This window comes from Streptomyces albipurpureus (genome assembly GCF_023701525.1).
Lineage (GTDB): Bacteria > Actinomycetota > Actinomycetes > Streptomycetales > Streptomycetaceae > Streptomyces > Streptomyces albipurpureus.
Map to the genome: position 1 here is coordinate 1 of NZ_JAMQAW010000042.1, position 25,923 is coordinate 25,923.

The following is a 25,923-nucleotide window of genomic DNA, read 5'->3' on the forward strand; positions in this document are numbered from 1 at the left end:
CCGCATCCTCACTCATCGGCATCTTCAATGCCGCTTCCGTCGGCATTTTCAGCGTCGCCCAACAAGGCGAGCGCCCCGGGCCCGGTTGGAAGACCCGGTCAGCAGCGCGCCCCGAGAGAGGTAGGTGCCGTGGGCGGCGCTGATGACACGGCCGGTGAGCGGGTCGGGCTCGTACGTCCCGGCGACGGTCCACCCGGCGTAGGCGTCCAGCGCGAGGGCGGCGTCCCGGTTGACGGTGACGGCGGTCAGGGCGGAGTCCTCGGCGTTCTTGGGCCGCACCTTCCAGCTGATTCGGAAGCCCTCGTTGACCCGGTCCTCCAGGTCGAGGGCGAGGATCGTGCCGGGGCGCAGCTTTTCGTGCCCGAAGTAGCTGTTGAGCAGGAGGTAGATCAGGGCCCGGTCGCGCAGTGCGTCGCGGCCGGTCAGACGGTCGGCGGCGTCCATCATCCATCTCGGGCCGTCGCCCCTCAAGCCGGTGCGCTTGGGGTCGGCCGGCACGGGGGCCCCGGCGAGGCGGGCCCGGGTGAGTTCGGTGTCGACCCCGTCGGCGACGGCCAGTGCGAGCAGGTGCTGGTAGAAGCTTGTGACGGCGGAGACCATTACGGCCCGGGTGGCGAGGGCGGCGCTCTCGTGCTCGTCAGAGATCCACACCCCGATCTTGGCCCGTGCGCAGGCGTAGGGGTCGAGTCCGTCGCCGAGGTCGCACCAGTTGAGCCACGCGGTGGTGTAGGCGCGGTAGTGGCGGCGGGCCTCGGCGGAGAAACCGCCGGAGGCCAGCTTGTACGGGGACCCCTCGGCGGTCCAGGCGGCGAGCTGCCGGTAGGCGTCGTGGGCATCGTCGCACGGGGCCAGGCGACCAGGTCCGCAGTAGGTCGAGTGGCGGTGCGGGGCATTCGTCACCCCAGAACACTATCGATCCTAAGTGTGGTAACGGACGTGCCTGCATGGGCTGAACGACAACTCCGGTCGTCCCCATCGCATCCTCATGCTGCCGCTGCCGCTGTCGTGAAAGGCTGCAGCGGGCCCCGGGGTCCGGAACCCGCTGCCGCTCGTCAGTGCCCGCCCGGCATCAACCGAACGTCGGGACGATTCTCTTCTTGCCGCCCTCTGTCTTCCAGGAGATGCGGGCGTCGAAGGTCTTGCCCTGGGCTGAGACGAAGCCCGCGCCCTGGATGGTCTTGCCCGCCGCCAGGTCCTTGCGCTGAGCGTCGGTAAAAGTCACCTGACACCAGGACTGCGGCGGCTCGGCGGCGGAGCCGAAATCGGGGACAAGCTTCTTCGCCTTTGCGTCCCAGCTGACCCTGCAGCCGAACGTCTTGCCCGTCCGCGCGCTGACGAAGTCGTCGATCTCCAGCGACTGGCCTGCCAGAAGTGCTGTGATCTCCGCCGGCGTGAACGTCCGGCAAGACCACTTCGTAGGTCTGTCCGGCACCTTCAGCTGGAACCCGACGAACTTGCGGCCCTTGTAGTCGCCGACGCCGAGCGCACCGGTGGCCGTGAAGGGTCTGCCCTCCGTCGACCTCGCCTCGAACGAGATCGTCTCGCCCGCGAGCAGCTTCGCCACCTCGCCATCGCTGAACGTGTGGTCCGACCAGACCTTCTTGAAGGCGACCTTCTTCGGGCCACCCGGAGCGGCCTGCCACACGCCCTCGGCGCGGGCGGCGCCGACCCGCTCCTTCAGGCCCAGCTCAGCGCGCATGGATGCGGCGTTCCTCGCCATCGTGCCGATGTCCTCGCGCACCCAGTCGGCCACGACGGCCAGGCGCTCCTCGGCGGTCGCCATCCCGGCGGCGATGTCGCGCATGTCGGCGTAGACCTTCTCGGTGAGCCTGAGATCGCCGATGTGCGTGCCGGGCAGGAGCCTCCAGCTCATCTCGCCGGCCTGCGCCAGCCTGAGCTTCCGACCCTTCTCGGTCAGCAGCGGATACTTCGCCCTGTCGTTGGTGACTTCCGAGTACGTCGAAGTGCGGGTCGCGCCCGTGCCTACGTCACGCTTCTCCAGCTGCTTCATGAGCCACTTCATCGTCGGGTGTTCGGGGCGCTTGTTCGCGCCCTCGAAGATAAACGGCTCAGCGGTCCGGCCCAGGCCCTTGCCGGACTCGTTCCCGTCGTCCTCGGCAGGGCCGTCGCCGGCTTCCGGATCGAACACGGCTCGCCAGCCCGGGGACTTGGGCACGTTGGCGATGCCGACGAAGTTCGGGTACTTCTCCACGTGGCCCTTCTGCTGCTCGTAGAGGTAGTCCTCGGCGAGCATGGCCAGGTAGCTCTTCGCGAGCATCTCGTAGATGAGCCGCCCGGCCTTGCCGTACTTGCGCTCGACTTCGTCCAGCGACGAGGGCACCTTGGGTCCCGGACGGTTCGCGCCGTGAGCGCCCTGGGGCTTCACATGTGTGGAACGAGGTCGGCGGTGCGTCAGAAGCCCGACGTCGACGCCGACCACCGCGGCGATCTTGTCGACCAGCGGCGTGAGGTCCTTGAACTGCTCAGGGGTGATCGTCTTGTCCTCGGTGCGCGGGTACGAGACAACCTGGTCCTCGTACATCTTCTGGTAGGTCGAGAGCGTCAGGTTCGCCTTAACTCCCGTGCCGACGAGCATCGCAGACAGGGAGGCAAGGTCGAGCAGCTTCGGCGGCGCGGTCTTCTTGTCCGCCTTGCTGTCCAGGACGACAGCGGAAGGGCCGTACTGCTGCGGCACCTGACCCTTCAGGTCGAACCGCGACTCGTCCGGATTCGTGTACATGACGTCGTTCTCGTCGCGGAAGCGGTTCTGGAAGAACGGCTTCTTGACGTACGCGTCGTAGGCCTTCTGCTGGTCGCCGACGAGAGAGACCATCGCCGACTTCAGCCGACCCTGGCGCAGCACGAGGTCCTGGCCCGACTGGCGGCCCATCGCCGTGGCGATACGAGTGAACTGCATCGAGAGGTAGTCCCACTGCGAGCGGTACATCGCCTTGCGGTAATCGCCCTCGTCCCGCATGGACTTCACCGGCCGGCGCTGCTCGAAGGCCTTCTGGATCGAAGCCTTCGACTCATCGGTGAACTCCATACGGCTGAACCGCGCGCCATGGCAGCCGAGTTCGTCGATCGCCTCCCAGAAGAGTAGGTCGCCCTCGCCGGAAGGATCCAGGTCCGTGGCGATGACGATTTCGTCGCCGCGGCCGAGCGCGCTGCGCAGCGTCTTGATGACGTCCGCGACGTTCTTCTGCGGCACGCGCTTCCACGTCAAATCATCGGGATCCCAGGGCAGATTGCCCAGATCCCACTTCTGATAGGCGTCCGCGAGCGAGGAGTCCACCATCGCGTGCGGCTGGGCGAACTCATAGAGATGACCCCGCAGGCTCGCCACCTCATAGGCCGTGCCCTTGAAGCTGCCCTTCGCCCCGCCGAGGGCGCTGGCCATGTTCCTCGCTGCGCTCGGCTTCTCCGCCACCACGATCGCGACCATGCCTGACTCCTTATCGTCATCGACTCATAGGCGAGTTTGATCCTACTCGAAAGAGGCGGTCAAATGAGACTTGAATGACTATTCAGTGAGGTCCTTGGGTGGTGCTACGGGTGTGTAGAGAAAGCACGGTACGGGCGGGCTCTTCGGGCAATCACCGCTCGTCGGAGAAGGAGGGGACCCCTGAGAAGAGCCTTCTCGGGGGGTCTTCGTCTGCCGAGCGCTACTACCGAGTCGGCATCGCCACACCGAGCCGGACGCGGTACACCCGCAGGACCTTGCCGAGCGTCTCGAGCCCCTCAGGGTGCTTCAGGCCTTCCTCCAGCTCCTTCAGCCGGATGGGCCGCACTCCAGCCACCTCGGCGACCTGCTTGCGCGTCGCCTGCCCCCTGAGCTTGATCAGCAGATCCGGCAGGTCTGCTGCGAGGTCCTCGAACATCCGGAACTTCTCCCGCTCGCCCATGCGCGTGTGGCCGAGGTGAATCGCGCCACAACTCTCCTCGCACCAGTACCAACTCGTCGACGCATCTCCCCGGAGCCTCGCAGGGATCTCCTGCTCGCTCCGGTAGCGGCGCTTGAAGGCCCATGTCCCTTCACGCTGCGTCCGGCATCCGCGCGGCGCGTCCTCGGGCTGCGAGGCCGGCGAGGCCATGCCCGCACACCGCGGAGTGCAGTACAGGCCGAGGTACACCGGGTCCTGGGCACGGAGGCCCAGACCCTTACCGCACGTCTTGCAGCGCTGCCGGACGGGGAAGAGCTTCACCTTGCCCGACGCGGTCATCGGATTGGCCGTCCTTCCCGCTCGCGTTCAAGCTTCGACTGCCTCCTGGTCGCCTCCCGGGCCATGTCCCTGAGATGGATCGCCTCCTTGTGCGTAATCGGCGCGTCGTGGAGATTGTGCGAGCCGCGCAGGAAGTTCTCCGTACGATCGGCGATGGAGTACGCCAGCGCCTGCTCGACCACCGCGGTGGTCAGGCGCACCTCGCCCACCTCCTCGCGCAGCTTGCGCAGCAACCCGTCCCGCTCGCGTTCAGCGGCCTCGATGTTCGCCAAGCGTGCCACCACGCTGCCCAGCAGCGGGTCGCGGGAGCGGAACAGCTCGACCGCGCGCTCGGTGGCAGGATCGACATCAAGGTGCAGGTCGAGCTGCGCTAGCAGGAACGCCGTCACCAGCGTGCCCTGGCTCAACCGCCGGCTGAACTCCCGAGCAGCACTGTCGCTCACCCCCAGCTCGCGAACCGCGGCTGCTCGCACCTGCTCCCGCAGCGCGTTCATGATGCTCTCGGGCAGCGCCTTGATGTGCGGCTGGCTCTGCACGCCGACGAGCCGGAAGCCGGACTGGGGGAGCGTGGCGGCCTCGGCAGTACTGCCCGAACCTCCCTTCGAGGCCGCGCTCTGCGCGGCGTCCTGATGGTCGGTGAACTGCAGCGATCCGGACGTTGCACGCTCGGGTTCATCCGGTGCGGAGACGACGTCATGAGCAGCCATTTCGACGGCAGCGGCATCCTTGAGGTCCGGCTGTGCCCCGGGAGCCGGAACGGCATCAGCCGCAAGGCCCGTCGGCGCACCTCCCGGGGACACCCTGTCCGCGGGGTTCTGTCCTCCGCCGACACCACCGCGCTGAATGGATCCGCCGGCCCGCTCGGAGTCGCCGGCGCCGGGCTCGTGGTCCGGTTCCAGGTTCGGACGATCCGCTGCGGCTTCGACGTCGAGATCCGCCTGCGCAGCCCTGGGCTGTGCCGCCTGGGCCTGGACACGCTTGAGCTCCTCGCTCCCACCGCGCCTGTAGGCGTCGAGGAAAGACGTGTCCACCTCCATCACCTCGTTGGTAGGAGTGGTCGCCTCCAGCATCTCTGCGAAATCCCGACTCATGCGAGCTCACCGTCCTCGTCGTCCAGGAGGTAGTTGTCGCCGCGGGTGAGCCCGATCAGCGAGTCGAAGCCCGTGGTGACGACGCGTTCGAGGTTCGCCGAGTTCGTCGCCAGTGCCGCAATCTGGTCGACGAGCTCGTTGAGCCGCGCGATCTCCAGGGTCGGCAGGTCGTAGTCGAGGTTCTCGCGCCGGATCTTCTCGACCACCGCCTCGGCCACGTACTCGTTCAACGAGGAGAACCCGCGCTTGTCAGCCCAGTACTCTGCCCGCTGCTTGTCGTCCGGGTCCAGCCGGATGAACATGCCCTGGCGGCCACTGCTGCTTTGCGTTGAGCCCTTCTTCGTGTCGCGCACGGACTGCGTCCTCTTCTTCAACTCCTGTCGGGCGGTCATGCGCGACTTCTCCTTGCCATGGTCGACTCATCCAATCGGGCGCTTTGGTAAAGCTATTCAATAAATCATCCGTGTTTTTGTATTGGCATTCGAATGTCCGTGGAGTCGCTGGCGTGCCCAGTCGGCCCTCCCTGGCAGGGCAGTACCGCAGCAGGCGACCCTGTCGGAGGGGGAAGGGGTTGGGTGGGGTCACCTGCTGTAAGCCGCACCCGATTTCGCTTCACTCGGCGCCGCCTCGGCGCTGGGACTTTCGCCTGCCGGACGGAGTCCTGTTCAGGAGCCTGGCGTGGAACTCGGCATCGTCGTCGTGCAGCCGACGAGTCCGCGGGTGACCCTCGGCGGCTAGATCGCCCTGCCCTTGGCGCTGGGTGGGTGTCCGGCAAGCGCCCCGGCGTCGATGGCCTTGGTGGTGCTCGCAGTCAGGCCCGGCGTAGAAGGCGACCGTGGCGCTTGGGTTGCGCTGTCGTCGCCACTGGAGCATCCGGCCAGCAGGCTGCCCGCGACCACGGTGAGTGCCGCAGCCGCGAGCGCGGCGCTCCTCGTTCTCCAGGTCTTCATCGCTTCTCACCTCGCCCGCCCTGTCGCCTTCTAGTCGGATTGAATCGACTGGCCTTTGAGGGTACCTTACTCGAATGCCTATCAAGTGCCAGTCGGCGGCGAGTTGGAAAGGCTGTGAGGTGAGGAGGTACAGAGGGCGTGCCCGAGCCCCATCCGGCGCACAGGGTGCGTGCGGGCTGGTTTGGCTGACGGGGATCAACGGAGTTGATCCGGGCGCTCTGTGGCGCGTCGTGCGCGTGCCGACTGCGAACGGCCCCCTGCCGGGTGGCTGTTCATGGGCTCTTCATCTCCTCCCGCGAAGGGCTGACTATGCATGCTGCGCACGTCCCCGCACCTATGAAGTCAGGTCCGGTCGTCTACACCGACCGGGAGCTCCTGCGCGTGCTCATCCGCCTGGCGCAGGGGGAGGGCACTCTCGGACGTCGCACGTTCGAACAGCGCCGCAGGGGCGCCGGCCCGTCGGCTCCGCTCTACGAGCGCCGCTTCGGCAGCTGGAACCGCGCGCTGGAGCTCGCGGGCCTCGACGCGGTTGCACAGCCCGAGCAGCTGCAGAATGCGACGACGAAGTGGACCCAGGAGCAGCTCATCGCCGCGATCCGCTGGTGTCTGCTGGTAACGGGGTCCACGACGCTGGCGGCCTACGAGGCTTGGCGCACGGATCCGGCGAATCCGAAATCCGATGTTCCGCCGGCCACCACCATCCGCTTCCGGATGGGCAGTTGGTCACGAGCCACCAAGCTGGCTTGCAACTGAAGTCCACCGGCATCTGCGATGCCGCTCACGCCGCACTGTGGGCAGGCCAGAGTCGGCAGAACTTCCCGGGAAGGACATTCATGGCGGACGTAGTCACTGTCTGCATTCTGGAGCCCTGCTGCGACAAGTCGGAGCCGGGCTACACGCCGAGACCGAAGCCCCGCTACATGCGCACCCCGGGCCGGTCGGACTCGTGCAACCACCTCCATAGCGAGCGGCGGAAAGCGATGATCACGGAGTACGGGTCGTGTGGGGAGGCCGAAGCCGAGTACCAGGGCAAGGCGTGCGGATGGGGGGCGACGGATGGGTGGCTGTACGAGGGCGAGATGCCGCCGGAGGGGGAGCGATTCCGGATCATGCCGATCAAGGGCACCCTGACCACACACTTCTGCCACCGGGAGCCGGTCGAGATTCCGTTCCCGACCATCGATCTGGCCCGCGAGTACGCCGAGGAGTACCACGAGTATCCCGACGGCGGGCGCCACAAGCAGATCCTCTACAACATCGTCGGTGACCAGGACACGGTGGTGCGCTGGTCGTCCTACACGGTCAAGGTCGGAACCGAGCTGACCGCGGGCGACTGGGCGTAGCACGTACTGAGCTAGCGAGGGAGCTTAGATCCGCTGTCCCCCCAGGATCTTGCAGTTCCAGCGAAAGAGGCCGTACGCCGGCTTCCGCTCCCTCATTTCGCTCCACCCAGCCGGGCTGTACACGGCCCGCTTCCCGGACTATTCAGAGAAGGAGAACAGACGTGCGCGTCTACGCGGCTTTCGATCTTGGCTTCGAGCGCGACGGGGTCGATCTCACAGCCGAGTTCGCTTGGGAGACGGGGGAGCTCCCCGTTCCCCGGCGAGGAGACCGGATCGCCTTCGGTGAATTGATCACGGTCGTCGACAGAGTCCAGTACTCGTGTATGGACGCCGGATACATCGCCACACGCGACCACGAGGAATCTCCCGTGAAGCTCGATCTCTGGTTGCGGCTGACCAAGGCCACGCGCAAGGGGAAGTACGAGCCGCAGGAGTTCCACTCGATCCTGTCCGAGCTGCCCAGTGTCACCGACCTGTGCGTGGCTGGCCTCTGGGAGTAGTCCCCACCCGCTGACATCCGCGCCCGACCTTCGGAAGCAGCTCAGTGCGACATGTCTGAACAGCAATGCTGCCTCCGCGCTCGGCCTCTGCCACCCACGCTGTCTGTCCACCCGGCGTGTCTCGTCCGCCTGTACTCACCATGACAAGGAACGCCGTGTTCAAAACTCCCTTGGCTGTGCCCCCGCGCGACGCGGCCCCCACCAATGTCGCCGAAGCCCTCACCCGGCTCACCGATGCCCAGGAGCTCCCTTTCCACGGGTGGGACCGTGCGTACTGCGCGCGTATCCAGAACCTGGCCGGATGGCTGCACTGCGCCGTGATGTGGCGGGGTCAAGACCTCACCGAAGCGGCCGACATCCCCGAAGGGGGCGGCCAGGTCGTGCTCCACGCTCTGATCGACGCGCATGCGGCCATGCTGGCCCGCCACGAAGCCGAGCTCGCGCCGTACAAGGACGCCGACGGAGCGCTGCTCGGCGAGGAATACGACGAACACGACAAGGTCGCCGACCGGCACATCGAGGAGGTCGTGGAGATGCTCGGCCTCGTCATGGCCGTCCTGGTCGGCGAGTTCGGACGGCCGACGAGCACCCCGTAACCGCATCTTCCACGCAGACCGGACCGGAGCGGCAACAGGCTGCCCGGCCCTGCCGTCCCCTCACCTCAAGGAGAACCTCACCCCGATGTCCACTCTCGACCTTGTGTGGCAGGCCCACAAGACCGCCGACGACCTGAGCAACAGCCTCGCCTTCTTCTACGAGGACGGCTATCCGGCTGGCCGCACCGGTCTCACCGAATCCCAGCGGCAGACCCTCGCCGACCAGCTTGGCGCGCTTCAGCGGGATCTCGCCAAGGTGGGCGTTGTGCCGACCTCTTGAGGCGTCGGCATCCGTCCATCCTGTGCTCTTTCCCGTCCCGGCCGCGCGGCTTCCGCCTCTTTCCGCGACGACAAGGACTCTCCATGAGCAGGCCACACTCCAACGCCAACGCCGACTCCGCTGTGAGTGAACTCGCTGCCTCGCGCCACCTGTACGGACGCTTCACCGACGGATACACCGAGGAGGGCATCAACAGCGTCTTCTCGGACCTTTCCGAGGCCACTGGCCTTGACCTGGTGTGTCTGTGGCAATTCCACGACGCGATCTGCTGCGGCGGCGAGTCTCAGTGGTACGCCGAAGATGATCACGGGCGGCTGTGGGAGCTGAACGGCGACCTCTACGCCTGGCTCAGCGGCCACCAGCAGCAGCCGGGCCCGGTCGCCGACTGGGTCGGGGTCACCAGCGACTATCGCGCCGAGTCGCTGCCGTGGTCGGACGGCGAGCACAACTACGCCAAACAGCAGCGCACGTAGCACAAACAGCGACGGCGCTGCCCCATCAGACCCTCACCGGCCGCGCGTCAGCTCGGCAGACAACGACCGCAAGGAGTGCCTCATGTCCCCTGCCGGGTCCAGCAGTCGCAATGCGATCCAGACCACTCCCACCCCGGTGTCGGGCGACGCCGTGCAGGACGTAGCGTCCCTCGTCAGCCTGGCCCGACAACGGGGACTGACTGAGACGGACCTAGATGAGCTGGTAACCGAGGCACTCAACGCCAGCGCTTCGCGTGCTGTAAACGGTGGTGTCCGGCCCGAGCTCAGTCTTCTTGACGCCTTCGACGCCGAGCACGACCGAGCGGACGAGGCTGCCACCCGGATCAACAACCAGGGCCTGAAAGCTCAGATCGAAGCCCTGGCATCTGAGCTTGGCATCGCCGCGGCCGGAGACCTTCTGCGCGACACCTCCCTGAAACACGCCGCCGCCCAGCCGGACATCGACGGCGTGCCCGGCCACCCATGACGCCCGGGACGGGATCCAGCGCTGACACCGCCACCCCCACTCGCAGCAACCAGCACTGGCTGTCGAACGAATCCGTCCGGCGTACGGCGCCTGAGGTGCCGTACGCCGGGATTCGGATTCCCGGTACGGCACTCATCTGTCGGTGCGATCAAAAGGGGCTTGAAAGGGGGATGCCTGCGCAGCGTCCTATCTCGCATTAGCTGGCACATTTCTTTGGGAGGTATCTCATGGCTTTTGGTAAGCGGACGGATCTGGTGCCGGGGGTTGTATTCATTATCCGGCTGCCGTTCTCGGAGGTCTGCACCCATATGCAGGTTGCCGGCAAGGTGATGGGTGCGGAGATTGTCGAGGACGGCCGGGCGGTTCAGCTCTACGACGGCAACGGCAACCGGTTCTCCGTGCCGATCACGACAAATGAGGCCGGGATCGGCACGAGCCTCGGCACGGGCGAGATGTGGTCTGACTCCGTGTTCGCCACTCACGTCTTCCACTCGTGGACGGCGGCCCGGGGCAAGTTCTACGTCTACGTGGACGGGCGGCGGCTCTCCGGCACGGTGACCAGTCGGTACGAGGAAGCGCTCGATGAGGCGAAGTATCACCGTGAGCGAGGACGGCAGACCGATGTGCGGTACGTCCGCGTGAAGGAGTGCTACCAGATGGAGCGCGGCGGCACGGGCTGGTTCCAGGCTGCACCGATCGAAGACGAGCCGAAGATCTCCACGCTGTTCAAGGCCCGGGGCGCGAACGCCCCACTGGATGAGCAGTGGACGGTCGAGCGGCCTTTCCAGTCGTACGGAACCGAGCAGAGAACGCTCGCGGCCGGGCGGACCCTGGCACACCACTACGGCTACGGGTGGGCGGTTCGCGACACCTACATGATCCCGAAGTTCGACGACGTCCAGATCTTCGCTGGCCGCTACATGATCGGAGAATTCTGATGATGACGCTGGAGCTGGCGACGGAGCTGCTCGCGGGGCTCACGGTCGGGGACCGGATCGCGGTGAAGGACCCCCGCGCGACGAACTACCGGGGCCGGTGGACGAATTACTGGGTGGTCGAGGACCCGGCGATCAACCTCCCCGCCTACCGTCGGTGCCAGCACGGGCACGCGTCGGTAAGCCTGCGGGTCTGGCAGCACACGGGGTACGTGGACCAGCTCGCGGCCTGCCACCTGATCGACCCGAGCCATTGGGCGCGCAAGGAGGCCAGGCTCTGGCAGCCGGTCGAGGGCGCACAGCACATCGTCTCAGCGACGCGCTTCGAGGACAGGGACACGGGACAGACGTTGCAGTCCACGGTGTGCGGCGAACTGCTGGAGACCACGGGCGACCGGAACTGGAGCGCGGGGCACTTGACCTACCCGGCGTACGGCCGGCACAGCGACCAGTTCACCTGCCCCGGCTGCCGGCTGAGCAACGGGCTCGACCTAGAGGTGCAGGCGTGAGCAAGGGCGCCGCCATGACGGCCGGGAGCTGGGTTCTCAGCGCGGGCTCGCGGACGAAGCACCGGAGCCCCTGCGGTTGCTGGTCCAGCGGTGAGCGGCCCTGCTGGGTCGACGAGTGGGCCGCAGAGCGTGTCGGTCCTGCGACATCGGAGGCGTGGACGTTCGTCGTCGAGCTGGACGGCGGCCAGTGGCGCGCGCGGCGGAAGCCGGACGGGTCGCTGGAGTACACGCACACGGGCTTCTAGGGGGGATCCATGGGATATCTGCTCACCGGGCGTTACGCCGACAACGGCCGGATCACCTTGACCGGTGGTGAACCGGCCCCAGATGACTACGAATGGGATGACGACGAGGAGTTCCCCGAAGACTTCTTTGGGATGCACTACTCGACCACGGATGACCATGAGGAAGCCGTTGGGCTGGTCTATCAGGACAAGGTCGAAGGAATGCGGGATATGCCGGGGATCTCGGATGAGATGCACGGCACGGAAATCGACAACGAGGAGTTCGAGATGGCGCAGAACTGGACGCTCGGCGGCGAGATCGATATCGAGGACTGCGACGTGCTGAGGCTCGACCTGGCGACTGCAGACATGCACGACGACGAGATCAAGCAGTACGTCGAGGACCAGCCGGGACACCGGTCCTGGTGCGACACCGTCGAGGCCGCGACGCTCAGCAACGCGATCAAGATGATCTTCGAGACCTACGGGGACTTCGCCAGGGTCGTCACGCCCGGGGGCAAGGTCTTCGACCGGGCGGGACCGGTTTCGGCCTGAACAGCCACGCGTGCGGGCGCGAGTTCGATTCCCGCGCCGGACGCGCAGCAGTCCATCGCTGTTTCGGAAGGAGAAGGTTGAACGGGTACGGAAGCATTCGCACGGTGCGCAACGCCATCGTGGAGAAGCTGATGGCGGAGGGGCGCGAGCCGAGCGCGTACAACATCACCGGGATCGCGCGGGACGCCTTCACGGCGCGGAGCGACGGCGGATACGGAGCAGCCCTGGAAGCCGAGACATGGCGGATCGCCGTCGACAAGCACCGGCGCCAACACGGAATCGGCGACCTGGTGCGCGTCACGGTCACCACGAAGAGCGGGCATGTGGAACTGCACTACGGCAAGATCTCCCAGTTCCGGAAGGCCAACGGAGGTGTCTACCGCGGCCGGCCCGTCAAGCCGCACTCCGTGTACGTCGAGCTGGACCACCACACCAGCGGGTGGCTGGGTCCGCTCACGGAAACCACCCCCGCGCTCGACGACTTCAAGATCGTCAGGGAGTGGGGGGCGATCCATCGCGGCGCCAACAACGGGGACGGCTACTACTGGTGCCTGCGCTGTGGGTTGCACTCGTACAAGGGCGCCAAGGTCATGATCGTGCACAAGATCAGCGGCCTGCGCGCCCGCCTGTGCGAGGAGTGCTTCACCGACGACGAGCTCGGGCAGCTCGGGCACCAGGTCATGTTCTACGAGCGCACCAGCAGGCAGACCATCGCCGAGCTGACCGAGAACTCGGAGGCGATCACCGAACCGGGGAGTGGCTCCTCCTACGAGAAGTCCGACGGCGAGATGTACCGGGAGTGGGCGGACGCCTTCCCGTGGATGGTCCCGACCAAGGCCGCCGAGCTGTACGCCGCCTGGAAGGAGCAGACGGCGCCCGTTGCGGGGTGAGGTTGGAACAGCAGCAGTCCAGTGGCCCGGCGACTTCGCCAGGGCCTTTCTCGTTTCCGAAGGAGGTTGTGATGTACCGCATCGTGGTCGCCGAGCAGGACCCCGCGACGTTCCACGGGTACCGGCTGGAAGATCTGGACGACAAGGACGCCGCCGCAGTCCGCGAGGGCCGCATGGTGCTGGCCGCCATCGGGCTGGAGAGGCGGCGCGACGACGGTGTCTGGGTTCGAAAGGCCGAAAAGATCAACTTCACGGTCCCCCCGGATGTCGTGGGCGAGTACCCGCACTTCGAGGAGATCGCTGACGAGGAGACCCGGTTCTGGGCCTCCGACATGTGGGGCGCCACGCTCGAAGCGCCGGCCGGGGCGAAAGCCGTCTGGGGCCGGCTCATGACCCTCTGCACCGTGGTCGAGACCGAGACAGAACCCTACGAACTCAGCCTCAAGCACACCGGCTACGTCCTCATCCGCGACATGCGCGGCGAGCGCCGCCGGGTCTCCGCGGAACTGGTCTCGGTCGAGACCGACGAGGCGTGAACCACCCCTTGACTAGCAGCGCCTCCGCGCAGAGCGCGGGGGCGCCATCGCGATTGGAACCGAATGCAGACCGACAACACCTACACCTACGCCGGGCGCGACATCGTGCACCGGACCCCGATGCCCGACGGCCGGATGCTGATCCTCGCTTACGGCGGAACCCAGAGCCCCTGGGCGACCGGGTTCCTCGGCGAGGACAACGGCAGCTACTTCGGCACCCGCAGGGCCGGGTGGCAGAGCTACGCGAAGCGCATGGCCGAGGGCCTGGGCCTCATGGTCGCCCCGGAGGGCTCCGTGGTCCTCAGCGCCGAGCAGATCAACCGGGTACAGGCCGGGGCGGCGGACCTGGCGAAGTCACACGACGACTTCGAGAAGGCGCTCGGGACGGACAACTGCGAACCCCAGGTCCGCCTGCGAGCCGAGGACAACATCACCGAGGCGGCCATGGACATGGGGAACCTCCTGCGGGGCCTCCGGCTTTACACGCCCGCCAACACGCCGGACGAGGGCGGTGAGGGCGAGCCCGCGGTGGCTGAGACACCTCAGTACACGACCGAAACGTTCGTCGAGGCCGTCACCAACGGCGAGAACTAGAACAGGTGAGTCATGCAGAACCGAGTGAAGCTCCCCTGCGGCCTGTCGACCGGGTCGGGCCCCCGATTCAACAGCCGCGGAACGCTCGTCACGTGCAGCGCCGCGTTCTGCGACAACGAGGCGACACACGTCCTGGAGTTCATCCCGAGCGAGGGCAACCCGGAGCGGTGGGGCGCGTACTGCGAGAACTGCCCGGAGCGCCGCATCGCGCCCGCAGCAGAAGTCGACGCCGCCCGCAAGCGGGGCGAGAGCCTCCAGAGCCAGTCCTTCGACACCACCAGGCTGCCGCTCTCGGACGAGCACTGGCGATACCGCGAGTTCACCGACGAGGAGCGGATCGAGATCTACCTGATCAAGAACGGGGAGCTGGTGGAGACCTACGTCAGCCCCGGCGTCTTCGAGTGGCACAAGCCCAGCAACGAGAACGAGGAGAACATCCGCTAGTGACCGAGTCCTCCTTCGACTGGTTCGAGGACCTGACACCCGAGCGAAAGCTGGAGCGCCAGGTCCTGCTGCTTGCCCTGGCCCACCCCTGGACCGGCGTTGAGTCCGACCGCCTGCGCAAGATCCTCCACCGCGAGACCACGAACCCGATCGCCGAACTGGTCGACGTGACGTGGATCCTCAAGCGCCGCGGCCTGCTGAACATCGTTCCTGAGCCCGACGACCCGGACGGCGGTCCGTGCACGTACGCGCTGACGCCGGCTGGCACGGTGCTGGCCGGGGAGATTCTGGAGCAGGCTCGCGCCTGCGGCAGGTACTGGCGACAGCGGCAGCCTGACCTGCCGCGGACCGAGGAGATCGACAACACCGAGGGCAAGGGCGAGCGCACGGTCGCGTGGCACTTCCATAACATGGTGACGGACTCGGGCAGCCTGTCCTTCGCCACGTGGACGCGCGGCGAGCACTTCGTGCGGCTGTGGTCGCCGGAGGCTGCGTTCTGCGATGTGCTGGCGTGGATGCCGCGCCGACTGATGTCCTCGGATTCGGTGCAGGAAATCGTCGGGGCCTGGGGGCCGGTCGGACGTCGTATCCGCCAGTACCGCGTCTTCCCCACCCCGGAAGCGTGAGAGTGCTGTCCGGACTCGCCAAGCACGTCAACCTCCTGTCCACGCACAACGACTACATCAACGGCTTCCTCGTCGTCTCCGGGCTCGGCGACGACACGGTCCACGGCTACGTGTGGGAGCACACCCTTCCGGACGGCACCACAACGCGGGCCGCCCAGCCCAGCGCGGCCAACGACGCCTCGCACATCCCCGGATTCCAGCCCAAACAGTGGGCCGCGGCGGGCTTCCTCTACGAGCACGAGTGGCCGACGTTCATCCTCAGCGAGGACGCGGCGGCTGAAGTCCTCCACGGACGCCCCGAGGCCGAGCGCCCCTCGGCCCCGTGAGCTGAGCACCTCAGCACCTCACCCGACCAGTTCGCCCCGTACGCACGAGGAACGTGGGTGCGGCTCCGGTTCGAACTCGGAACGGGGCGCCATGCGCGAGCGCCGCGCAGAAGATACAAGGGGGGTTCCTTGAAGTACGAGTACCGCCACCCCGACGCCGACGTGACGTTCTCCTGGGACGGGTGGATGCAGGTGATGATCCGCACCGGACTGAGCGTTCCGTGGGGCGCGTACAGCGACCGCTTCGACATCCGCGAGCCTGACCTGCGGATCAAGAACTTCTTCAACGACGGCGCGTACGACCCGTCGGTGCATTTCGTGCCCCGTACGCAGCAGGCGTTCGAGACCGTGTGCAACGACTTCTTCGAGGGTCGGCAGATCGGTGCCGGCCTGCGCGACTACACCCAGCACCCCTGGACGAGCCGGTCCTGGGGCTGGTCGATGGGCGCGATGGAGTTCCGCTACACGGGCGGTACGCACATCGAGATGACCCCTGCCGAGCAGAACTCCTGGAAGCCGGTGATCGAACTCGCGGCGTCCGGTCGCATCGTCCCGCAGCTCACCACCAAGTGGCTGATGGGCCGCTGCAGTGGCTGGGAGCTGGCGGCCTTCGAGGCCCTCGGTGTGACCGGCGCGTCCAAGGACTTCGACCGCGCGCGCACTGACTGGGTGCAGAAGCACCGGCGGCCGTACGGCAAGGAGTGCATTGCCGGGAACTGGCAGGAGTGGATTTACGAGGCCATGCGCAGTGGCTGGCTGACCGGCCGCGTGAACGAATGGACGGACCTCGGCGGCTACGAGCGTCACGTCGGCAGCCACCCCTGGCACGCGCAGCGCACCGACGTGGACGGCAAGCGGTGGAACTTCACCTGGAAAGGCGCGCCGCACGCCTACGTCTACAGGTCGGGTCTCGGCCAGCCCCTCCCGGAGAAGGACCACCTCTGGGTTCTCCGGCCCCAGACGCAGTCCGGAGACCAGGACGTGTTCGAGTGGCTTGATCAGCAGGCCGACGAATGGGTCAACATCCGGCCCACCCTCAAAAGCTAGTCGAGAACCGGCCAAAAATTCCTAGAGGAGAGTTCAACATGAGTCTGATTGGCACGCGGCGCGTCGAGGTGACGTGGGTGTTCTACCCGGCGGTCAAGAATGGGCTGTCGTACGACGGGATGCCACGCGAGGTCGACGAGGTCGTTCTCGCCGATCACGCCTCGGAGTCGATTACCTCGCTGAACAACCAGCAGGACATCGAACGCGTCCTCTACCGGCAGCGACGCCCCACGGGGATCGCGGGGCGCCCCATCGTGGAGAAGGTCGTCCCGCTATGCGACTGCACCATGTCCGCCGAAGTCTGCCGGTACGCAGCGGAGTTCAGCGGGCTTCGGTTCCGGCCGGCCGGCGGCGAGCGGATCGGGCACTCGCGGGAGTACGAGAACATCCTGGACGCGGCCAAGGGGTACCCCGGCCGCAGGCTCATCGGCGAGGTCAGGACCGAGTTCGCGGATGAGCTCCTGGCCCTGGTACGTGAGATGAAGGGGCACCGGTGAACGACGTACAGACGCACCTGGCGAAGATGCTGCGGATCGTCGGCATCGAGAAGATAGCCGCACGGAACACCGAGAAGGTGTGGGTCCGCATCCGGATGTGGGAGGCCGCCGTCCAGTGCTCCCGCTGGGACCCTGACGCCGATGCCGAGTTACTCACAACGGTCAAGGAGGTCCGCGAGAACGTCGGCGTGACCGCAGCCGACGGCACGAAGAAGCTGACGGACGCACAGTTCGGCAGACAGCTCGCACACAACGTTCGGGTCGCGGCCGAGAAGTCGTACGCGTCTCTCGCCGCGCTTCTGCTGAAACGGGAGCTCAGTTGACTGGGCCGGCAACTATCGGAAGGACATGATGTCTCGAACTCTCTCCGTCGCGGAGCACCGAACGCTGCTGCGCGACTCGCTGTCCACAACCCTGGCCACCAATACCGTTTCCCTCCCCGTCTCGATGATGTACACGCCGGGCACCCACCGGGCGGCCCTGTACGCGGACAGCACCGTGGTGCGCGGGAAGGCCGGGCAGGGCAAGTCCTTCTGGGCTCGTGCCCTGGCCGACCCGCAGCTGCGCGTGATCGCCGCCCGCGAGTACCGCATGCCCCGGCTGGAGCGGACCGAGACGGTCACCGCCTTCGGCGAGGGCCCGGACTCCTCCCAGCCGTCGGCCGGGGAACTGCGTGCCCTGGCCGGATGGGGCGTACAGCCGACCGCCCTGTGGAGCGCCGTTGTCCTGACCGCCCTCGGCGTCCCCGACCTCGCCGCTCTGCCCACCTGGACCGAGCGCGTCGACTGGCTGGTCCGCAATCCCGGGGCCACCGACCGCTGTCTGGCCGAGTTCGAGACGGCCGCGCGGTCCGCCGACACTACCCGCCTCGTCGTGTTCGACGCCCTCGACCAGCTCCACCCCGACCGCAGCCTGGCCGAACACCTTGCCTCCGGCATCCTCAACGTCGCCCTCGCACTGTCCCGGGGCACCAGCCGACTGCGCGCGAAGGTCTTCATCCGCCCGGACATGCTGGAGGGAGCCTTGATCGGCGTCTCGCGCGCCGAACGCGCCTTCCTGATCAGCAGTAATCGCTCCGCCGACCTGTCCTGGGGCCGGGCCGACTACCTCGGCCGTACCGGCCGGACCGAGTTGTACGGGCTACTCTTCCACCTCCTGGGCAACTACGACAGCAGCGAGGCGGCCGCCTTCCGCGCGGCCTGGCCCACCTGGAAGCAGGGCGAGAGCGGCCGGTTCCTCGCCCCCGACGAACTGAGCGGCGATGCGAACAGGCAGGAGGAAGTCTTCACCACCCTCGTCGGCCGGTACATGGGTATCAGCGCCCGCCAGGGATTCACCTACAACTACCTTGCCTGCTACCTCCAGGACGCCCTGGGCACCGTCACACCGCGCCCGTTCCTCACCGCCCTGGCCACCGCGTTGGAGAGCACCGACCGCGATCACCCAGGCCACGACCGCCCACTGCACCACAACAGCCTCCGCCACGGAGTCTGTTGTGGCGCTCGAGCCATCGAACTCCACCAGGCGCAGCCCTGGGTCCGGCTTGCCGTGGAGCCGCTGGCCGGACAGCAACTCCCGCTCTGGGAGGAGGATATCTTCGACCTGTGGCAGCGCGCCGCGCTGAGCGACCGGCTCCAGGAAATCACACAGCGGTCCGCCACGGACTCCGGTCGAGCCCGGACCGGGCCGCGTTACCCGGCCAATTACCCGCTCCTGCTGGAGGAACTGGTCGGCGCGGGCGTGCTGAGCCGACGCACCAGCGGCCAGGTCGACATGCCCGACGTGTACCGCATCCCCTATGGCCTGGGTCGCCGTGGTGGCGTCCGGCGTACCCGTACTGCCGCATAGCCCGCCCACCCCGAGATGCCGACCATCACGTTCACCCAATCGGTCATTCCCCCGCCGGGAAAGAACCAAAGTCACCGGTATTGCGTCAAGGGAACGGGCGCGCTCTCACCTTCAAGAGGAAGTCCTGACCGATGAAGATCGCCGTAGTCAGCTCGGCCGCGCTGCTCACCAGGCCGTGGAATAGCCTCCACCACATGCCGCTTCCCGCACCGAGCGACCTGGTCCAGGATCTCGTACGGTCCCACCGCCTGCTCAAACGACTGCAGCAGTCGTACCAGGCAGAAGGCACTACTGACGAGTGGCAGTCCGCAATGAGGATCGTCACGGACGCAGCCGCGGCCCGGGCCAGGACCAGCTCCAGCCACATCGTGAAGATCCGGCAGCTCGTTGCCGACAAGACATACCTGATCGGCAACGGGCTCTGTCACGAAGACGAGCTGTAGAACCAAGGACACCGCAACAACGAGCCGGCTCACCAATTCTGGTGGGCCGCTTTTGTATCCCCAGGAGGAGTTCCACATGACCATTCACATCGGTGAGACTGGCCAGACCATAGAGCCGGGCCAGACGTTCACCACCCCGAGCCTGAACTACACCCTCACGTACATGCGTACCGACGGCGACAACCTGATCCTCCGCGACAGCACGGGCGAGTTCACGAGGCCGATCCGGCAGAAGTACCTGGCTGAATACGGGCACCGCCTGTCGAACACCGGCGAGAGTGTCGGCGACAATCCGGACTTCAAGACGTTCTCGCCAAGCACGTTCACGTTCACGTGTGCCGACTGCGGGAAGACCGCGCCGGTAGCCGCATTCCGCGAGATCAACTGCAAGCCCGACGCCACAAACCTGGCGCTGCTGATCGCCACCCAGTCCGGGGAGACGGGGCAGCCCGGCTCGTGGGACGACCACGGCGTGGCGATGGCGCTAGCCGAGCTGGTCCTCAAGGAGAAGGGCCTCAAGTAGGCCGGCTGAGGGACGTCAGAGGGCATCAGTTGCCTCGCCTTCTCTTGGCGTAGCGATTCGCTGGCCGATGGCTCCTGCGCGGAGCTGCCGGCCCCTCTCATTTCCGAGGAGAAGCTTGTGGAAGAGATGAAGTGCGCGACGCCCGGCTGTGGCCCCGCGGTCGAGATCTGCATTCGCGCGGTACTCGGCGTAGCTGACGACGGCAGCGTCAGCATCTCCCATTTCCGGCTGCCCGAGAGCACCGGGACCGAGTGCGGGCAGCGCGGGAACCAGCCGATCGATCCCAGGGACTACACCGACCAGATCCGTCGCATCGCCCCGGTGGAGGTCGGCGGCCCGAAGGTGCTGCCGAAGATCGAGGCCAGGACGCGGACCGACGTGATCACCTATGTCGACAGCGACGGCAACCCGCAGACCGAGTACTTCATCAACGGTCAGGAGATCTCCGCCCCGATCACCCAGAACATCCACGAACACGTCATCGACCCCGGCCGCTCAGGTGGCAGCCACACCTGGGCCTGCTCGATGTACGACTCCGCGTCGAACTTGGGAATCCCCGCCGCGGTCCGCACCAGGTTCGCCGACGCCATCGAGACCAGCGGCCACAACTGCCACAAGGAGCAGTGCACCTCCTGCGAGAACTGCGTCACGGAGCCCTGCCCGCTGATCACCGACACCGCGCGGGAGCACACGGACGCCCGCGCCGCCGAGGAGGCGGAGGAGGCGGAGGAGTGAGCATGCCCAAGGTCCACCCCCGCTCTCTTCCCCCGGCGACGCAACTGCCCCGCCGCGACTACGGCGGCCCCATCACCCATCACATTTCGGCCCGACTTCCGACGAGGAGGCCCTCATGGCCGTCCAGACCACCCCGGCCGACACCTTCACCGCGCTCGACAGCTGTTTCACCACGGAGCTCGCGGTCCTCATCGGCAGCGAACCGCCGCGCGGGCTCACTCCGAACCGGTTCATCTACCTGGTCGAAGAAGTCCGCGATGTCCTCGCCGGCTCCAGCCTCGGCAACTTCCAGGACGCCAGCGACCACCTGGACTCCGCCGCCGTCTACCTCACCGACGCTCTGACCGAGCCCGCCACCGATCAGGCCGCGCTTCTGGCCCAAGCGCGCATCCACCTGCGCGGCGCGATCGAGACGGCCAGCTGAACCCCGCCTGAGTTGAGCGCGCTCTGTGCCGCGCCCGACCTGCACTCATCGGGGTCGGAACGGTCGCAGTGACCCCTCAACCCAGAAGGGAGACGGACGTGCCGCTGCCCTACTTCGAGGTGAATGTCCCGATGCGCAGCACCGCGCAGACCGGCGTGCACGGTCTGCACGTTTTCACCGGCCGGGCCGACAGCCGCAGCTCCGCCCTACGGATCGCGCACGAGGTCTACGACGCGGTACGCGCCGCGACGGAGGTCGGAAGGGAGGTCCCCCACGGGCGGCCGGACGGCTGGGGCGCCTGCGGATTCCGGCCTGGCTGGGAGCTCGACTGGACCGCCGCGACTGCGGGCCGCTGGGCGAACCTCTGCCGCTCAACCGAGCCAAGCAACCTCGAGTTGTAGCTCTGCCCCGGGACAGCCGCTCTGCTTGACCGGCTTCGACGGCTGTCCCGGACCACCCATCCCGTACGAGACGAGAGGGAAACCTCAGTATGCACTTCGTCCTGCGCACCAGGGGCCACTTCGGCCCGCGCACCCTCCTGATAGCCACCGCAGCCGTGCCGCTGACCGGCTGGGTGGTGCACGCCGTCGCGCTGCACATGAAGCTCGCCGCAGCGAAGAAGGATCCGCTGACCGGCCTTCTGCGCCGTGACGCCTATACCGCCCGCGCCTGCCGGCTCCTGGCCCGCCACGGCGACGACACGACCGCAGTCATGGTCGACGCGGACAGGTTCAAGCGGATCAACGACGGCCTCGGACACGCGGCGGGCGACACCGTCCTCGCAACATTCGGCGCCCGGCTCACCGCCTGGGCGGGCCCACGTGCCGCCGTCGGCCGTCTCGGAGGTGATGAGTTCGCCGTGGTCCTGGAGCTGACCGCGGGCAACCTCGAGCAGCGCCTGGAGCAGCTGGTGCGGATGCTGCACACCCCGGTCACGCTGGACGACGGGAGCACCGTCGACGTGGCCGCGTCGGTCGGCGCCGCGACCCCGACTTCGGTCGGTTCCCGCGACCTGACCGTGCTGCAGAGGGCCGCGGACGCCGCTCTCTACGACGGCAAGCAGTCGGGTCGCGCGGTCCTCGCGACGGAGCAGCACCGCACGGTGCCGTCCGTCAACGGCCGCCGGGCCGGACGTCCGGGCACCAGCGTGTGGGGTGAGCGGTGCCCCGTGATCACCGCCCCCAACACCGGGGAGAACTTCAAGTGAACGACCCCCGGATCCCCGTTGCCGACATCCGTGCCGCGCAGAACAAGTGCCTGGAACTGCTGGGTCTCGACCCGGTGTCCGAGACGGAGTACGAGAACATGCACCACCACTCCGGCGACGACTTCATGACCGAGTACCGCTACAACCGCCGGGGCACGGCCGACAGGGTCGTGGGCACCGTAACCGAGTGGGTAAGCGTCGGCGAGTCCGTGGAAGCGACGAAGCGCGAGGTCCGCATCGGCGGCGCGCACCCGCGCACCTACATCGTCATGGAAATGCCGAAGGGCACCTACGACGGGCCGGACTACCGCATCACGCAGGGCGGCAAGTACATCGCCCACGCCGCAACGCTCCCGCGTGCGCTCTACCTGATCCAGCGGCACTTCGTCTACAGCACTGTCGAGCACCACGAAATCATGAGCCGGCCGATGTTCATGGAGCACATGGGCGACGGCCTCGACATCGTGGTGACCGAGGGACCGGACTTCGACATCCGCAAGTACCCCGACAGCGGCTCGTTCATGTTCACGTACACCAACGACGACGACCCGTGCTGCGGCGAGTACTCCTACCTCGTCAACGACAACGAGGCCATGTTCACCGCGAACTGGGCCTTCATCGACGACACGAGGAAGACCCGGCCGAGTGGCGGATCAAGTCCATCGACTACCACCCCGGCGAGCCGGCCGTCACCTACTGCTTCAACGACGCGCGCGTGCCCATCGACAAGGACGGCACCTGAACGTCCAGTCAGCTTCCGTCCGCCCCTTCGGCGGTGTGGCGGTGGCCGCCCTGCCAGCACGTACCGATGAGAGGACATCCGTGACCAGCAAGACCCAGGCCCCCACGCTCGACGGCGTGAACTGGCGCAAGCGCGACTCCGAGCTGCCCAGCCGCTACAACTACACCGTTGGGATGCTCAAGCCCGAGGAGACCACCAGCGGGCTCGGCTACATGGTCGACTGCAACCAGAGCGAGACGAAATGGGCCGCGTACTGCTTCACCGCAGACAACTCCCAGTGGTGGGCTGCGCACGGCGACGGCAACCCGCAGGATGTCCTCGCCCGCCTGGAAGTCGCCGACGGCAAGGACTACGCCGCCGTACAGCAGATCGGCGACGGCGCCGCCTTCGAGCAGCTCGCCACGATTGACTGGGACAACGTTCCCGTCGCGGCCGGCGACCACCACGCCTCCTTCCTGCTCGCCGGAAAGGTTCGCGACCACAAGGACTACTGCCAGCCCGAGCACACGCACCTGCGCTCGACCGTCGAGGGCTGGCTCAGCCGCTACTCCGCCGTCCACGCCCACCGATCCGAGAACTGACCGCGGCCCGACAGCTCTGGACCGCGCCCACCCCGGTGCCGGTGAGGCTTTCTGGAGCTGGTTCCCATCCAGATCCCAGCCGACACCACCAAGGAGTGATCATGTCGCGCTACACCCTTGTCGAGCACGAGATGCTCCCAAACTTCGTCGTCGCCACCCGTGTCACCCCGAAGCTGGAGACCAAGGCCAAGCAGCACATGGGTGTGATCTTCGACGACTACGCGAAGGTCGACGCCGCCGCGGACGAGATCAACGACTGGGCCTTTGTTCGGGCAAACGACGCCGAGCCGATCTACCCGAACCGCATCGTGCACCTGACCGGATTCTCCTCCAAGTGTTCGGTCGACGGCCGCCGCCTCTACATCCCGCTCACCACCCCCGACACCGCCACCGAGGAGAGCCGAACATGAACATTCCCGTCTTCCGCAGCCGCTACGGTGGCTCGATCCAGTGGCATGACGGCAAGCGGCACCTCGCGGACACGGCCGTCAACCACGGCTACCACCACATCGTCGCCTGGCACATCCTGCTGGGCTCGAACGCCTACTACATCATCGACCGCTGCACCGAGGCGAAGGCCGCCGGCGCTCCGAATGACGTCTTCTCTTTCGACACCATCGACCGCTTCAAGCCGACCGAGCACAAGAGCTGGAAGCACTGGAGCACGTTCGGCGGCACCGGCCAGGTCCGCGAGATTGTCGAGTACATCGTCGCGGAGCTGGACCGACACACCAGGGCTCTCGCTGCGCACCGCGCCGCCATGAAGAGAGCCGGCCGGTGAGTCCAATCGAGCCGCGCACACTGATCCATACCGCGCTGAGCAAGAAGGCCGGCAGACAGTACGGCGACGGGGTCAGCGTTGAGCAGATCCAGCCTGTGCCCGGCGAGCCGGTGCGCCTGCGGGTGCAGGCACCGGACCCGATGGGCGCGGTCCGCACCCACCTGATCGAGATCCGCGAGGAGAGCTGACGCAGCCTGCTCCCGTTACCCCGGCCCGGTGTCACTGTCGTGGACGTGGCAGCCTGAACCGTACGACGCAGCGGTTGAAGGACAAGCCGACTCGATCGACGCCTACGCCCACGCGACGGCAGTACTGTCCGACCGCGGCCGTCAGCACACCGACGATCGCCCGGACTAGCGAGCTGTATCGCGAGCGCGCGCCGACGGGTGAATGAACTGGATCGACGCAGTCGATCCGGAAGCAGATCTGCAGGAACATCGGCACCGCACCTCCTCGACTGCGGGCGCGGTCACTTCGTGGACTCCGCAGCAGGTCAGGTCGAGACCGATCACCTCGCCGACGACTTCGCGACCAACGCCGAACGTACGGCGCGAAGTGCTCGCGCTTCCGTGCCGCCTGGACGGCATGACCCGTCGGATCTCACGCAAGCGGTGGCCCCACCCGGTCAACAGCGAGGCTGTGAATCCGTCCTGGTGGTGAATGGCCACCGCCGCGAACCGCAAGGTCCCGGGATCAGTCGAGGGCCTCAAGCACGACACGAGCGAAGAGGCCGCCGCTGGCTCTTCGCTCGCAGTAAACAACAACACGACGGACGGAGACGCCACGTGATGCTCGCGATCGGCGCGCTGCTCGGCTGCGCCACCACTCTGCTCGCCCTCGCCATCCGGCGCAACCTGCCCCGCACGCCGCACTGCGGGTGGTGCGCGACCGCCTCGAACTGGCCAACCTCCCGGCACGACGCCCTGCTCTGCCGCGGCTACGTCCAGGACCGTCGCCGCGAACGGCTGCGCGACATCAGGTACGGCCGCCCCGTCGAGGAGCCGAACCCGTGGGGCGAGTCGTACCTGCTCGACGGAGAGATCGCCCGGCGAACCGAAGCCGATGCAATGAACACCAAGGCCACGACAGTCGTTGGTGACTTCGCCCAGGCGCTCGCCGAGCTGGCCGATGGATATCCGACCGATCCGGAGGGCACCGTGCCCGTGATCGTCACGGTCATCGCTCCGACGGTCGGCGAGCAGCACCAGGTCCCGATCGAGCCCGGCCAGGTCGACTGGCTGACTGCCCTGGTACGGGGCGAGCTGGATACCTGCCGCGCCGCGCACTCCGACGGCACCGGCCACTGCCGGGGCACCGGCTTTGCGGGTGGAAGCGGAGGTGCCGCCCTGCTTGCTGAGCTGCCCGCCGACGACGAGAGCCAACCGTGACGGCTGTCACTCTGCGGTCAAGACACCGACCTTGCTGCCCGGCTGCGCGCTGTTCTTCCGAGGCCAACCGCCACCAGCCTGCGATTCCTGTCCTACGGCACGTGTTTCAGGCCCACGGACCATGT

39 protein-coding genes are annotated in these 25,923 nt (G+C 67.0%); 33 read left to right on the plus strand and 6 right to left on the minus strand.

Going from position 1 to position 25,923, the window contains the following annotated elements; genetic code table 11:
• Window positions 1-48 precede the first annotated feature (48 nt).
• From NBG84_RS30560 to NBG84_RS30585, 6 genes are all read right to left on the minus strand, one after another.
• Window positions 49-900, minus strand: coding sequence for a hypothetical protein (locus tag NBG84_RS30560; RefSeq protein ID WP_250922904.1), 852 nt, complete (start codon window positions 898-900; stop codon window positions 49-51).
• Between the two features lie 169 nt (window positions 901-1,069).
• Entirely contained in the window at window positions 1,070-3,445 is a 2,376-nt protein-coding gene (locus tag NBG84_RS30565; protein WP_250922905.1) for a DNA topoisomerase, read from the minus strand.
• A 223-nt stretch (window positions 3,446-3,668) separates the two neighbouring features.
• Entirely contained in the window at window positions 3,669-4,223 is a 555-nt protein-coding gene (locus NBG84_RS30570; RefSeq protein WP_250922906.1) for a helix-turn-helix domain-containing protein, read from the minus strand.
• Window positions 4,220-5,314 carry a hypothetical protein gene (locus tag NBG84_RS30575; protein ID WP_250922907.1) on the minus strand — a complete coding sequence of 365 codons (1,095 nt, stop codon included), beginning with the start codon at window positions 5,312-5,314 and terminating at the stop codon, window positions 4,220-4,222. Before NBG84_RS30575 ends, NBG84_RS30570 begins: the two co-directional genes overlap by 4 nt.
• Window positions 5,311-5,706: a hypothetical protein gene (locus NBG84_RS30580; RefSeq protein ID WP_250922908.1), complete on the minus strand. Its 396-nt coding sequence runs from the start codon at window positions 5,704-5,706 to the stop codon at window positions 5,311-5,313. The genes NBG84_RS30575 and NBG84_RS30580 overlap by 4 nt, the downstream gene beginning before the upstream one ends.
• Before the next feature lie 342 nt (window positions 5,707-6,048).
• Entirely contained in the window at window positions 6,049-6,264 is a 216-nt protein-coding gene (locus NBG84_RS30585; protein ID WP_250922909.1) for a hypothetical protein, read from the minus strand.
• Between the two features lie 336 nt (window positions 6,265-6,600).
• Here NBG84_RS30585 and NBG84_RS30590 point away from each other — a divergent pair, with 336 nt between their 5' ends.
• The 33 genes from NBG84_RS30590 (at window position 6,601) to NBG84_RS30750 (ending at window position 25,798) form a co-directional block, all read left to right on the plus strand.
• Window positions 6,601-7,017: a homing endonuclease associated repeat-containing protein gene (locus NBG84_RS30590; RefSeq protein WP_250922910.1), complete on the plus strand. Its 417-nt coding sequence runs from the start codon at window positions 6,601-6,603 to the stop codon at window positions 7,015-7,017.
• 80 nt (window positions 7,018-7,097) lie between these two features.
• Window positions 7,098-7,607: a hypothetical protein gene (locus NBG84_RS30595; protein WP_250922911.1), complete on the plus strand. Its 510-nt coding sequence runs from the start codon at window positions 7,098-7,100 to the stop codon at window positions 7,605-7,607.
• A 161-nt stretch (window positions 7,608-7,768) separates the two neighbouring features.
• Entirely contained in the window at window positions 7,769-8,107 is a 339-nt protein-coding gene (locus NBG84_RS30600; RefSeq protein WP_250922912.1) for a hypothetical protein, read from the plus strand.
• 155 nt (window positions 8,108-8,262) lie between these two features.
• Window positions 8,263-8,703, plus strand: a complete 441-nt coding sequence (locus tag NBG84_RS30605) for a hypothetical protein (protein WP_250922913.1) — start codon at window positions 8,263-8,265, stop codon at window positions 8,701-8,703.
• An 85-nt stretch (window positions 8,704-8,788) separates the two neighbouring features.
• Entirely contained in the window at window positions 8,789-8,983 is a 195-nt protein-coding gene (locus tag NBG84_RS30610) for a hypothetical protein (RefSeq protein ID WP_250922914.1), read from the plus strand.
• Window positions 8,984-9,066: 83 nt separating this feature from the next.
• The gene (locus NBG84_RS30615; RefSeq protein WP_250922915.1) at window positions 9,067-9,456 is read left to right on the plus strand and encodes a hypothetical protein; all 390 of its coding nucleotides are present in this window, start codon (window positions 9,067-9,069) and stop codon (window positions 9,454-9,456) included.
• An 82-nt stretch (window positions 9,457-9,538) separates the two neighbouring features.
• Complete coding sequence (locus tag NBG84_RS30620; RefSeq protein ID WP_250922916.1) at window positions 9,539-9,943, plus strand: hypothetical protein; 405 nt, start codon at window positions 9,539-9,541, stop codon at window positions 9,941-9,943.
• 227 nt (window positions 9,944-10,170) lie between these two features.
• Window positions 10,171-10,881 (plus strand): hypothetical protein, encoded by a 711-nt coding sequence (locus tag NBG84_RS30625; RefSeq protein WP_250922917.1) that lies wholly within the window; start codon window positions 10,171-10,173, stop codon window positions 10,879-10,881.
• Window positions 10,881-11,387 carry a hypothetical protein gene (locus tag NBG84_RS30630; protein ID WP_250922918.1) on the plus strand — a complete coding sequence of 169 codons (507 nt, stop codon included), beginning with the start codon at window positions 10,881-10,883 and terminating at the stop codon, window positions 11,385-11,387. Before NBG84_RS30625 ends, NBG84_RS30630 begins: the two co-directional genes overlap by 1 nt.
• Window positions 11,384-11,632, plus strand: coding sequence for a hypothetical protein (locus NBG84_RS30635; protein ID WP_250922919.1), 249 nt, complete (start codon window positions 11,384-11,386; stop codon window positions 11,630-11,632). Before NBG84_RS30630 ends, NBG84_RS30635 begins: the two co-directional genes overlap by 4 nt.
• A gap of 9 nt (window positions 11,633-11,641) precedes the next feature.
• Complete coding sequence (locus NBG84_RS30640; RefSeq protein WP_250922920.1) at window positions 11,642-12,166, plus strand: hypothetical protein; 525 nt, start codon at window positions 11,642-11,644, stop codon at window positions 12,164-12,166.
• 77 nt (window positions 12,167-12,243) lie between these two features.
• Window positions 12,244-13,056 carry a hypothetical protein gene (locus NBG84_RS30645; RefSeq protein ID WP_250922921.1) on the plus strand — a complete coding sequence of 271 codons (813 nt, stop codon included), beginning with the start codon at window positions 12,244-12,246 and terminating at the stop codon, window positions 13,054-13,056.
• A 71-nt stretch (window positions 13,057-13,127) separates the two neighbouring features.
• The gene (locus NBG84_RS30650) at window positions 13,128-13,592 is read left to right on the plus strand and encodes a hypothetical protein (protein WP_250922922.1); all 465 of its coding nucleotides are present in this window, start codon (window positions 13,128-13,130) and stop codon (window positions 13,590-13,592) included.
• Window positions 13,593-13,655: 63 nt separating this feature from the next.
• Complete coding sequence (locus tag NBG84_RS30655) at window positions 13,656-14,186, plus strand: hypothetical protein (RefSeq protein ID WP_250922923.1); 531 nt, start codon at window positions 13,656-13,658, stop codon at window positions 14,184-14,186.
• Between the two features lie 12 nt (window positions 14,187-14,198).
• Entirely contained in the window at window positions 14,199-14,630 is a 432-nt protein-coding gene (locus NBG84_RS30660; RefSeq protein WP_250922924.1) for a hypothetical protein, read from the plus strand.
• Entirely contained in the window at window positions 14,630-15,256 is a 627-nt protein-coding gene (locus NBG84_RS30665) for a hypothetical protein (RefSeq protein ID WP_250922925.1), read from the plus strand. Before NBG84_RS30660 ends, NBG84_RS30665 begins: the two co-directional genes overlap by 1 nt.
• Window positions 15,253-15,582, plus strand: coding sequence for a hypothetical protein (locus NBG84_RS30670; protein WP_250922926.1), 330 nt, complete (start codon window positions 15,253-15,255; stop codon window positions 15,580-15,582). Before NBG84_RS30665 ends, NBG84_RS30670 begins: the two co-directional genes overlap by 4 nt.
• Window positions 15,583-15,711: 129 nt before the next feature.
• Window positions 15,712-16,629: a hypothetical protein gene (locus tag NBG84_RS30675; protein ID WP_250922927.1), complete on the plus strand. Its 918-nt coding sequence runs from the start codon at window positions 15,712-15,714 to the stop codon at window positions 16,627-16,629.
• Window positions 16,630-16,667: 38 nt separating this feature from the next.
• A complete protein-coding gene (locus tag NBG84_RS30680) occupies window positions 16,668-17,126 on the plus strand; it encodes a hypothetical protein (RefSeq protein ID WP_250922928.1) in 459 nt (152 codons plus the stop codon).
• On the plus strand, window positions 17,123-17,449 hold the full coding sequence (locus NBG84_RS30685) for a hypothetical protein (RefSeq protein WP_250922929.1): 327 nt from the start codon (window positions 17,123-17,125) through the stop codon (window positions 17,447-17,449). The genes NBG84_RS30680 and NBG84_RS30685 overlap by 4 nt, the downstream gene beginning before the upstream one ends.
• Window positions 17,450-17,474: 25 nt before the next feature.
• The gene (locus NBG84_RS30690; protein WP_250922930.1) at window positions 17,475-18,974 is read left to right on the plus strand and encodes a hypothetical protein; all 1,500 of its coding nucleotides are present in this window, start codon (window positions 17,475-17,477) and stop codon (window positions 18,972-18,974) included.
• Between the two features lie 131 nt (window positions 18,975-19,105).
• Window positions 19,106-19,417, plus strand: a complete 312-nt coding sequence (locus NBG84_RS30695) for a hypothetical protein (RefSeq protein ID WP_250922931.1) — start codon at window positions 19,106-19,108, stop codon at window positions 19,415-19,417.
• Between the two features lie 76 nt (window positions 19,418-19,493).
• The gene (locus tag NBG84_RS30700; protein ID WP_250922932.1) at window positions 19,494-19,940 is read left to right on the plus strand and encodes a hypothetical protein; all 447 of its coding nucleotides are present in this window, start codon (window positions 19,494-19,496) and stop codon (window positions 19,938-19,940) included.
• A 117-nt stretch (window positions 19,941-20,057) separates the two neighbouring features.
• Window positions 20,058-20,675: a hypothetical protein gene (locus NBG84_RS30705; RefSeq protein ID WP_250922933.1), complete on the plus strand. Its 618-nt coding sequence runs from the start codon at window positions 20,058-20,060 to the stop codon at window positions 20,673-20,675.
• A 115-nt stretch (window positions 20,676-20,790) separates the two neighbouring features.
• The gene (locus NBG84_RS30710; RefSeq protein WP_250922934.1) at window positions 20,791-21,099 is read left to right on the plus strand and encodes a hypothetical protein; all 309 of its coding nucleotides are present in this window, start codon (window positions 20,791-20,793) and stop codon (window positions 21,097-21,099) included.
• Window positions 21,100-21,197: 98 nt separating this feature from the next.
• Window positions 21,198-21,500, plus strand: a complete 303-nt coding sequence (locus NBG84_RS30715; protein ID WP_250922935.1) for a hypothetical protein — start codon at window positions 21,198-21,200, stop codon at window positions 21,498-21,500.
• 89 nt (window positions 21,501-21,589) lie between these two features.
• Window positions 21,590-22,306 (plus strand): GGDEF domain-containing protein, encoded by a 717-nt coding sequence (locus NBG84_RS30720; protein WP_250922936.1) that lies wholly within the window; start codon window positions 21,590-21,592, stop codon window positions 22,304-22,306.
• A complete protein-coding gene (locus NBG84_RS30725; RefSeq protein WP_250922937.1) occupies window positions 22,303-23,118 on the plus strand; it encodes a hypothetical protein in 816 nt (271 codons plus the stop codon). The genes NBG84_RS30720 and NBG84_RS30725 overlap by 4 nt, the downstream gene beginning before the upstream one ends.
• 10 nt (window positions 23,119-23,128) lie before the next feature.
• Complete coding sequence (locus NBG84_RS30730) at window positions 23,129-23,629, plus strand: hypothetical protein (protein ID WP_250922938.1); 501 nt, start codon at window positions 23,129-23,131, stop codon at window positions 23,627-23,629.
• Between the two features lie 101 nt (window positions 23,630-23,730).
• A complete protein-coding gene (locus NBG84_RS30735; protein ID WP_250922939.1) occupies window positions 23,731-24,039 on the plus strand; it encodes a hypothetical protein in 309 nt (102 codons plus the stop codon).
• Window positions 24,036-24,410, plus strand: a complete 375-nt coding sequence (locus tag NBG84_RS30740; protein ID WP_250922940.1) for a hypothetical protein — start codon at window positions 24,036-24,038, stop codon at window positions 24,408-24,410. Before NBG84_RS30735 ends, NBG84_RS30740 begins: the two co-directional genes overlap by 4 nt.
• Window positions 24,407-24,598: a hypothetical protein gene (locus NBG84_RS30745; protein WP_250922941.1), complete on the plus strand. Its 192-nt coding sequence runs from the start codon at window positions 24,407-24,409 to the stop codon at window positions 24,596-24,598. The genes NBG84_RS30740 and NBG84_RS30745 overlap by 4 nt, the downstream gene beginning before the upstream one ends.
• A gap of 597 nt (window positions 24,599-25,195) precedes the next feature.
• The gene (locus tag NBG84_RS30750) at window positions 25,196-25,798 is read left to right on the plus strand and encodes a hypothetical protein (protein ID WP_250922942.1); all 603 of its coding nucleotides are present in this window, start codon (window positions 25,196-25,198) and stop codon (window positions 25,796-25,798) included.
• The last annotated feature ends 125 nt before the right edge of the window (window positions 25,799-25,923 follow it).

Excerpts from the sequence above, each read along its gene's own strand:
- NBG84_RS30565 (WP_250922905.1), bottom strand. The coding sequence starts at position 3,445 with ATGGTCGCGATCGTGGTGGCGGAGAAGCCGAGCGCAGCGAGGAACATG.
- NBG84_RS30570 (WP_250922906.1), bottom strand. The coding sequence starts at position 4,223 with ATGACCGCGTCGGGCAAGGTGAAGCTCTTCCCCGTCCGGCAGCGCTGC.
- NBG84_RS30575 (WP_250922907.1), bottom strand. The coding sequence starts at position 5,314 with ATGAGTCGGGATTTCGCAGAGATGCTGGAGGCGACCACTCCTACCAAC.
- NBG84_RS30580 (WP_250922908.1), bottom strand. The coding sequence starts at position 5,706 with ATGACCGCCCGACAGGAGTTGAAGAAGAGGACGCAGTCCGTGCGCGAC.
- NBG84_RS30585 (WP_250922909.1), bottom strand. The coding sequence starts at position 6,264 with ATGAAGACCTGGAGAACGAGGAGCGCCGCGCTCGCGGCTGCGGCACTC.
- NBG84_RS30590 (WP_250922910.1), top strand. The coding sequence starts at position 6,601 with ATGAAGTCAGGTCCGGTCGTCTACACCGACCGGGAGCTCCTGCGCGTG.
- NBG84_RS30595 (WP_250922911.1), top strand. The coding sequence starts at position 7,098 with ATGGCGGACGTAGTCACTGTCTGCATTCTGGAGCCCTGCTGCGACAAG.
- NBG84_RS30610 (WP_250922914.1), top strand. The coding sequence starts at position 8,789 with ATGTCCACTCTCGACCTTGTGTGGCAGGCCCACAAGACCGCCGACGAC.
- NBG84_RS30615 (WP_250922915.1), top strand. The coding sequence starts at position 9,067 with ATGAGCAGGCCACACTCCAACGCCAACGCCGACTCCGCTGTGAGTGAA.
- NBG84_RS30620 (WP_250922916.1), top strand. The coding sequence starts at position 9,539 with ATGTCCCCTGCCGGGTCCAGCAGTCGCAATGCGATCCAGACCACTCCC.
- NBG84_RS30625 (WP_250922917.1), top strand. The coding sequence starts at position 10,171 with ATGGCTTTTGGTAAGCGGACGGATCTGGTGCCGGGGGTTGTATTCATT.
- NBG84_RS30630 (WP_250922918.1), top strand. The coding sequence starts at position 10,881 with ATGATGACGCTGGAGCTGGCGACGGAGCTGCTCGCGGGGCTCACGGTC.
- NBG84_RS30640 (WP_250922920.1), top strand. The coding sequence starts at position 11,642 with ATGGGATATCTGCTCACCGGGCGTTACGCCGACAACGGCCGGATCACC.
- NBG84_RS30650 (WP_250922922.1), top strand. The coding sequence starts at position 13,128 with ATGTACCGCATCGTGGTCGCCGAGCAGGACCCCGCGACGTTCCACGGG.
- NBG84_RS30655 (WP_250922923.1), top strand. The coding sequence starts at position 13,656 with ATGCAGACCGACAACACCTACACCTACGCCGGGCGCGACATCGTGCAC.
- NBG84_RS30660 (WP_250922924.1), top strand. The coding sequence starts at position 14,199 with ATGCAGAACCGAGTGAAGCTCCCCTGCGGCCTGTCGACCGGGTCGGGC.
- NBG84_RS30680 (WP_250922928.1), top strand. The coding sequence starts at position 16,668 with ATGAGTCTGATTGGCACGCGGCGCGTCGAGGTGACGTGGGTGTTCTAC.
- NBG84_RS30690 (WP_250922930.1), top strand. The coding sequence starts at position 17,475 with ATGATGTCTCGAACTCTCTCCGTCGCGGAGCACCGAACGCTGCTGCGC.
- NBG84_RS30695 (WP_250922931.1), top strand. The coding sequence starts at position 19,106 with ATGAAGATCGCCGTAGTCAGCTCGGCCGCGCTGCTCACCAGGCCGTGG.
- NBG84_RS30700 (WP_250922932.1), top strand. The coding sequence starts at position 19,494 with ATGACCATTCACATCGGTGAGACTGGCCAGACCATAGAGCCGGGCCAG.
- NBG84_RS30710 (WP_250922934.1), top strand. The coding sequence starts at position 20,791 with ATGGCCGTCCAGACCACCCCGGCCGACACCTTCACCGCGCTCGACAGC.
- NBG84_RS30720 (WP_250922936.1), top strand. The coding sequence starts at position 21,590 with ATGCACTTCGTCCTGCGCACCAGGGGCCACTTCGGCCCGCGCACCCTC.
- NBG84_RS30735 (WP_250922939.1), top strand. The coding sequence starts at position 23,731 with ATGTCGCGCTACACCCTTGTCGAGCACGAGATGCTCCCAAACTTCGTC.
- NBG84_RS30740 (WP_250922940.1), top strand. The coding sequence starts at position 24,036 with ATGAACATTCCCGTCTTCCGCAGCCGCTACGGTGGCTCGATCCAGTGG.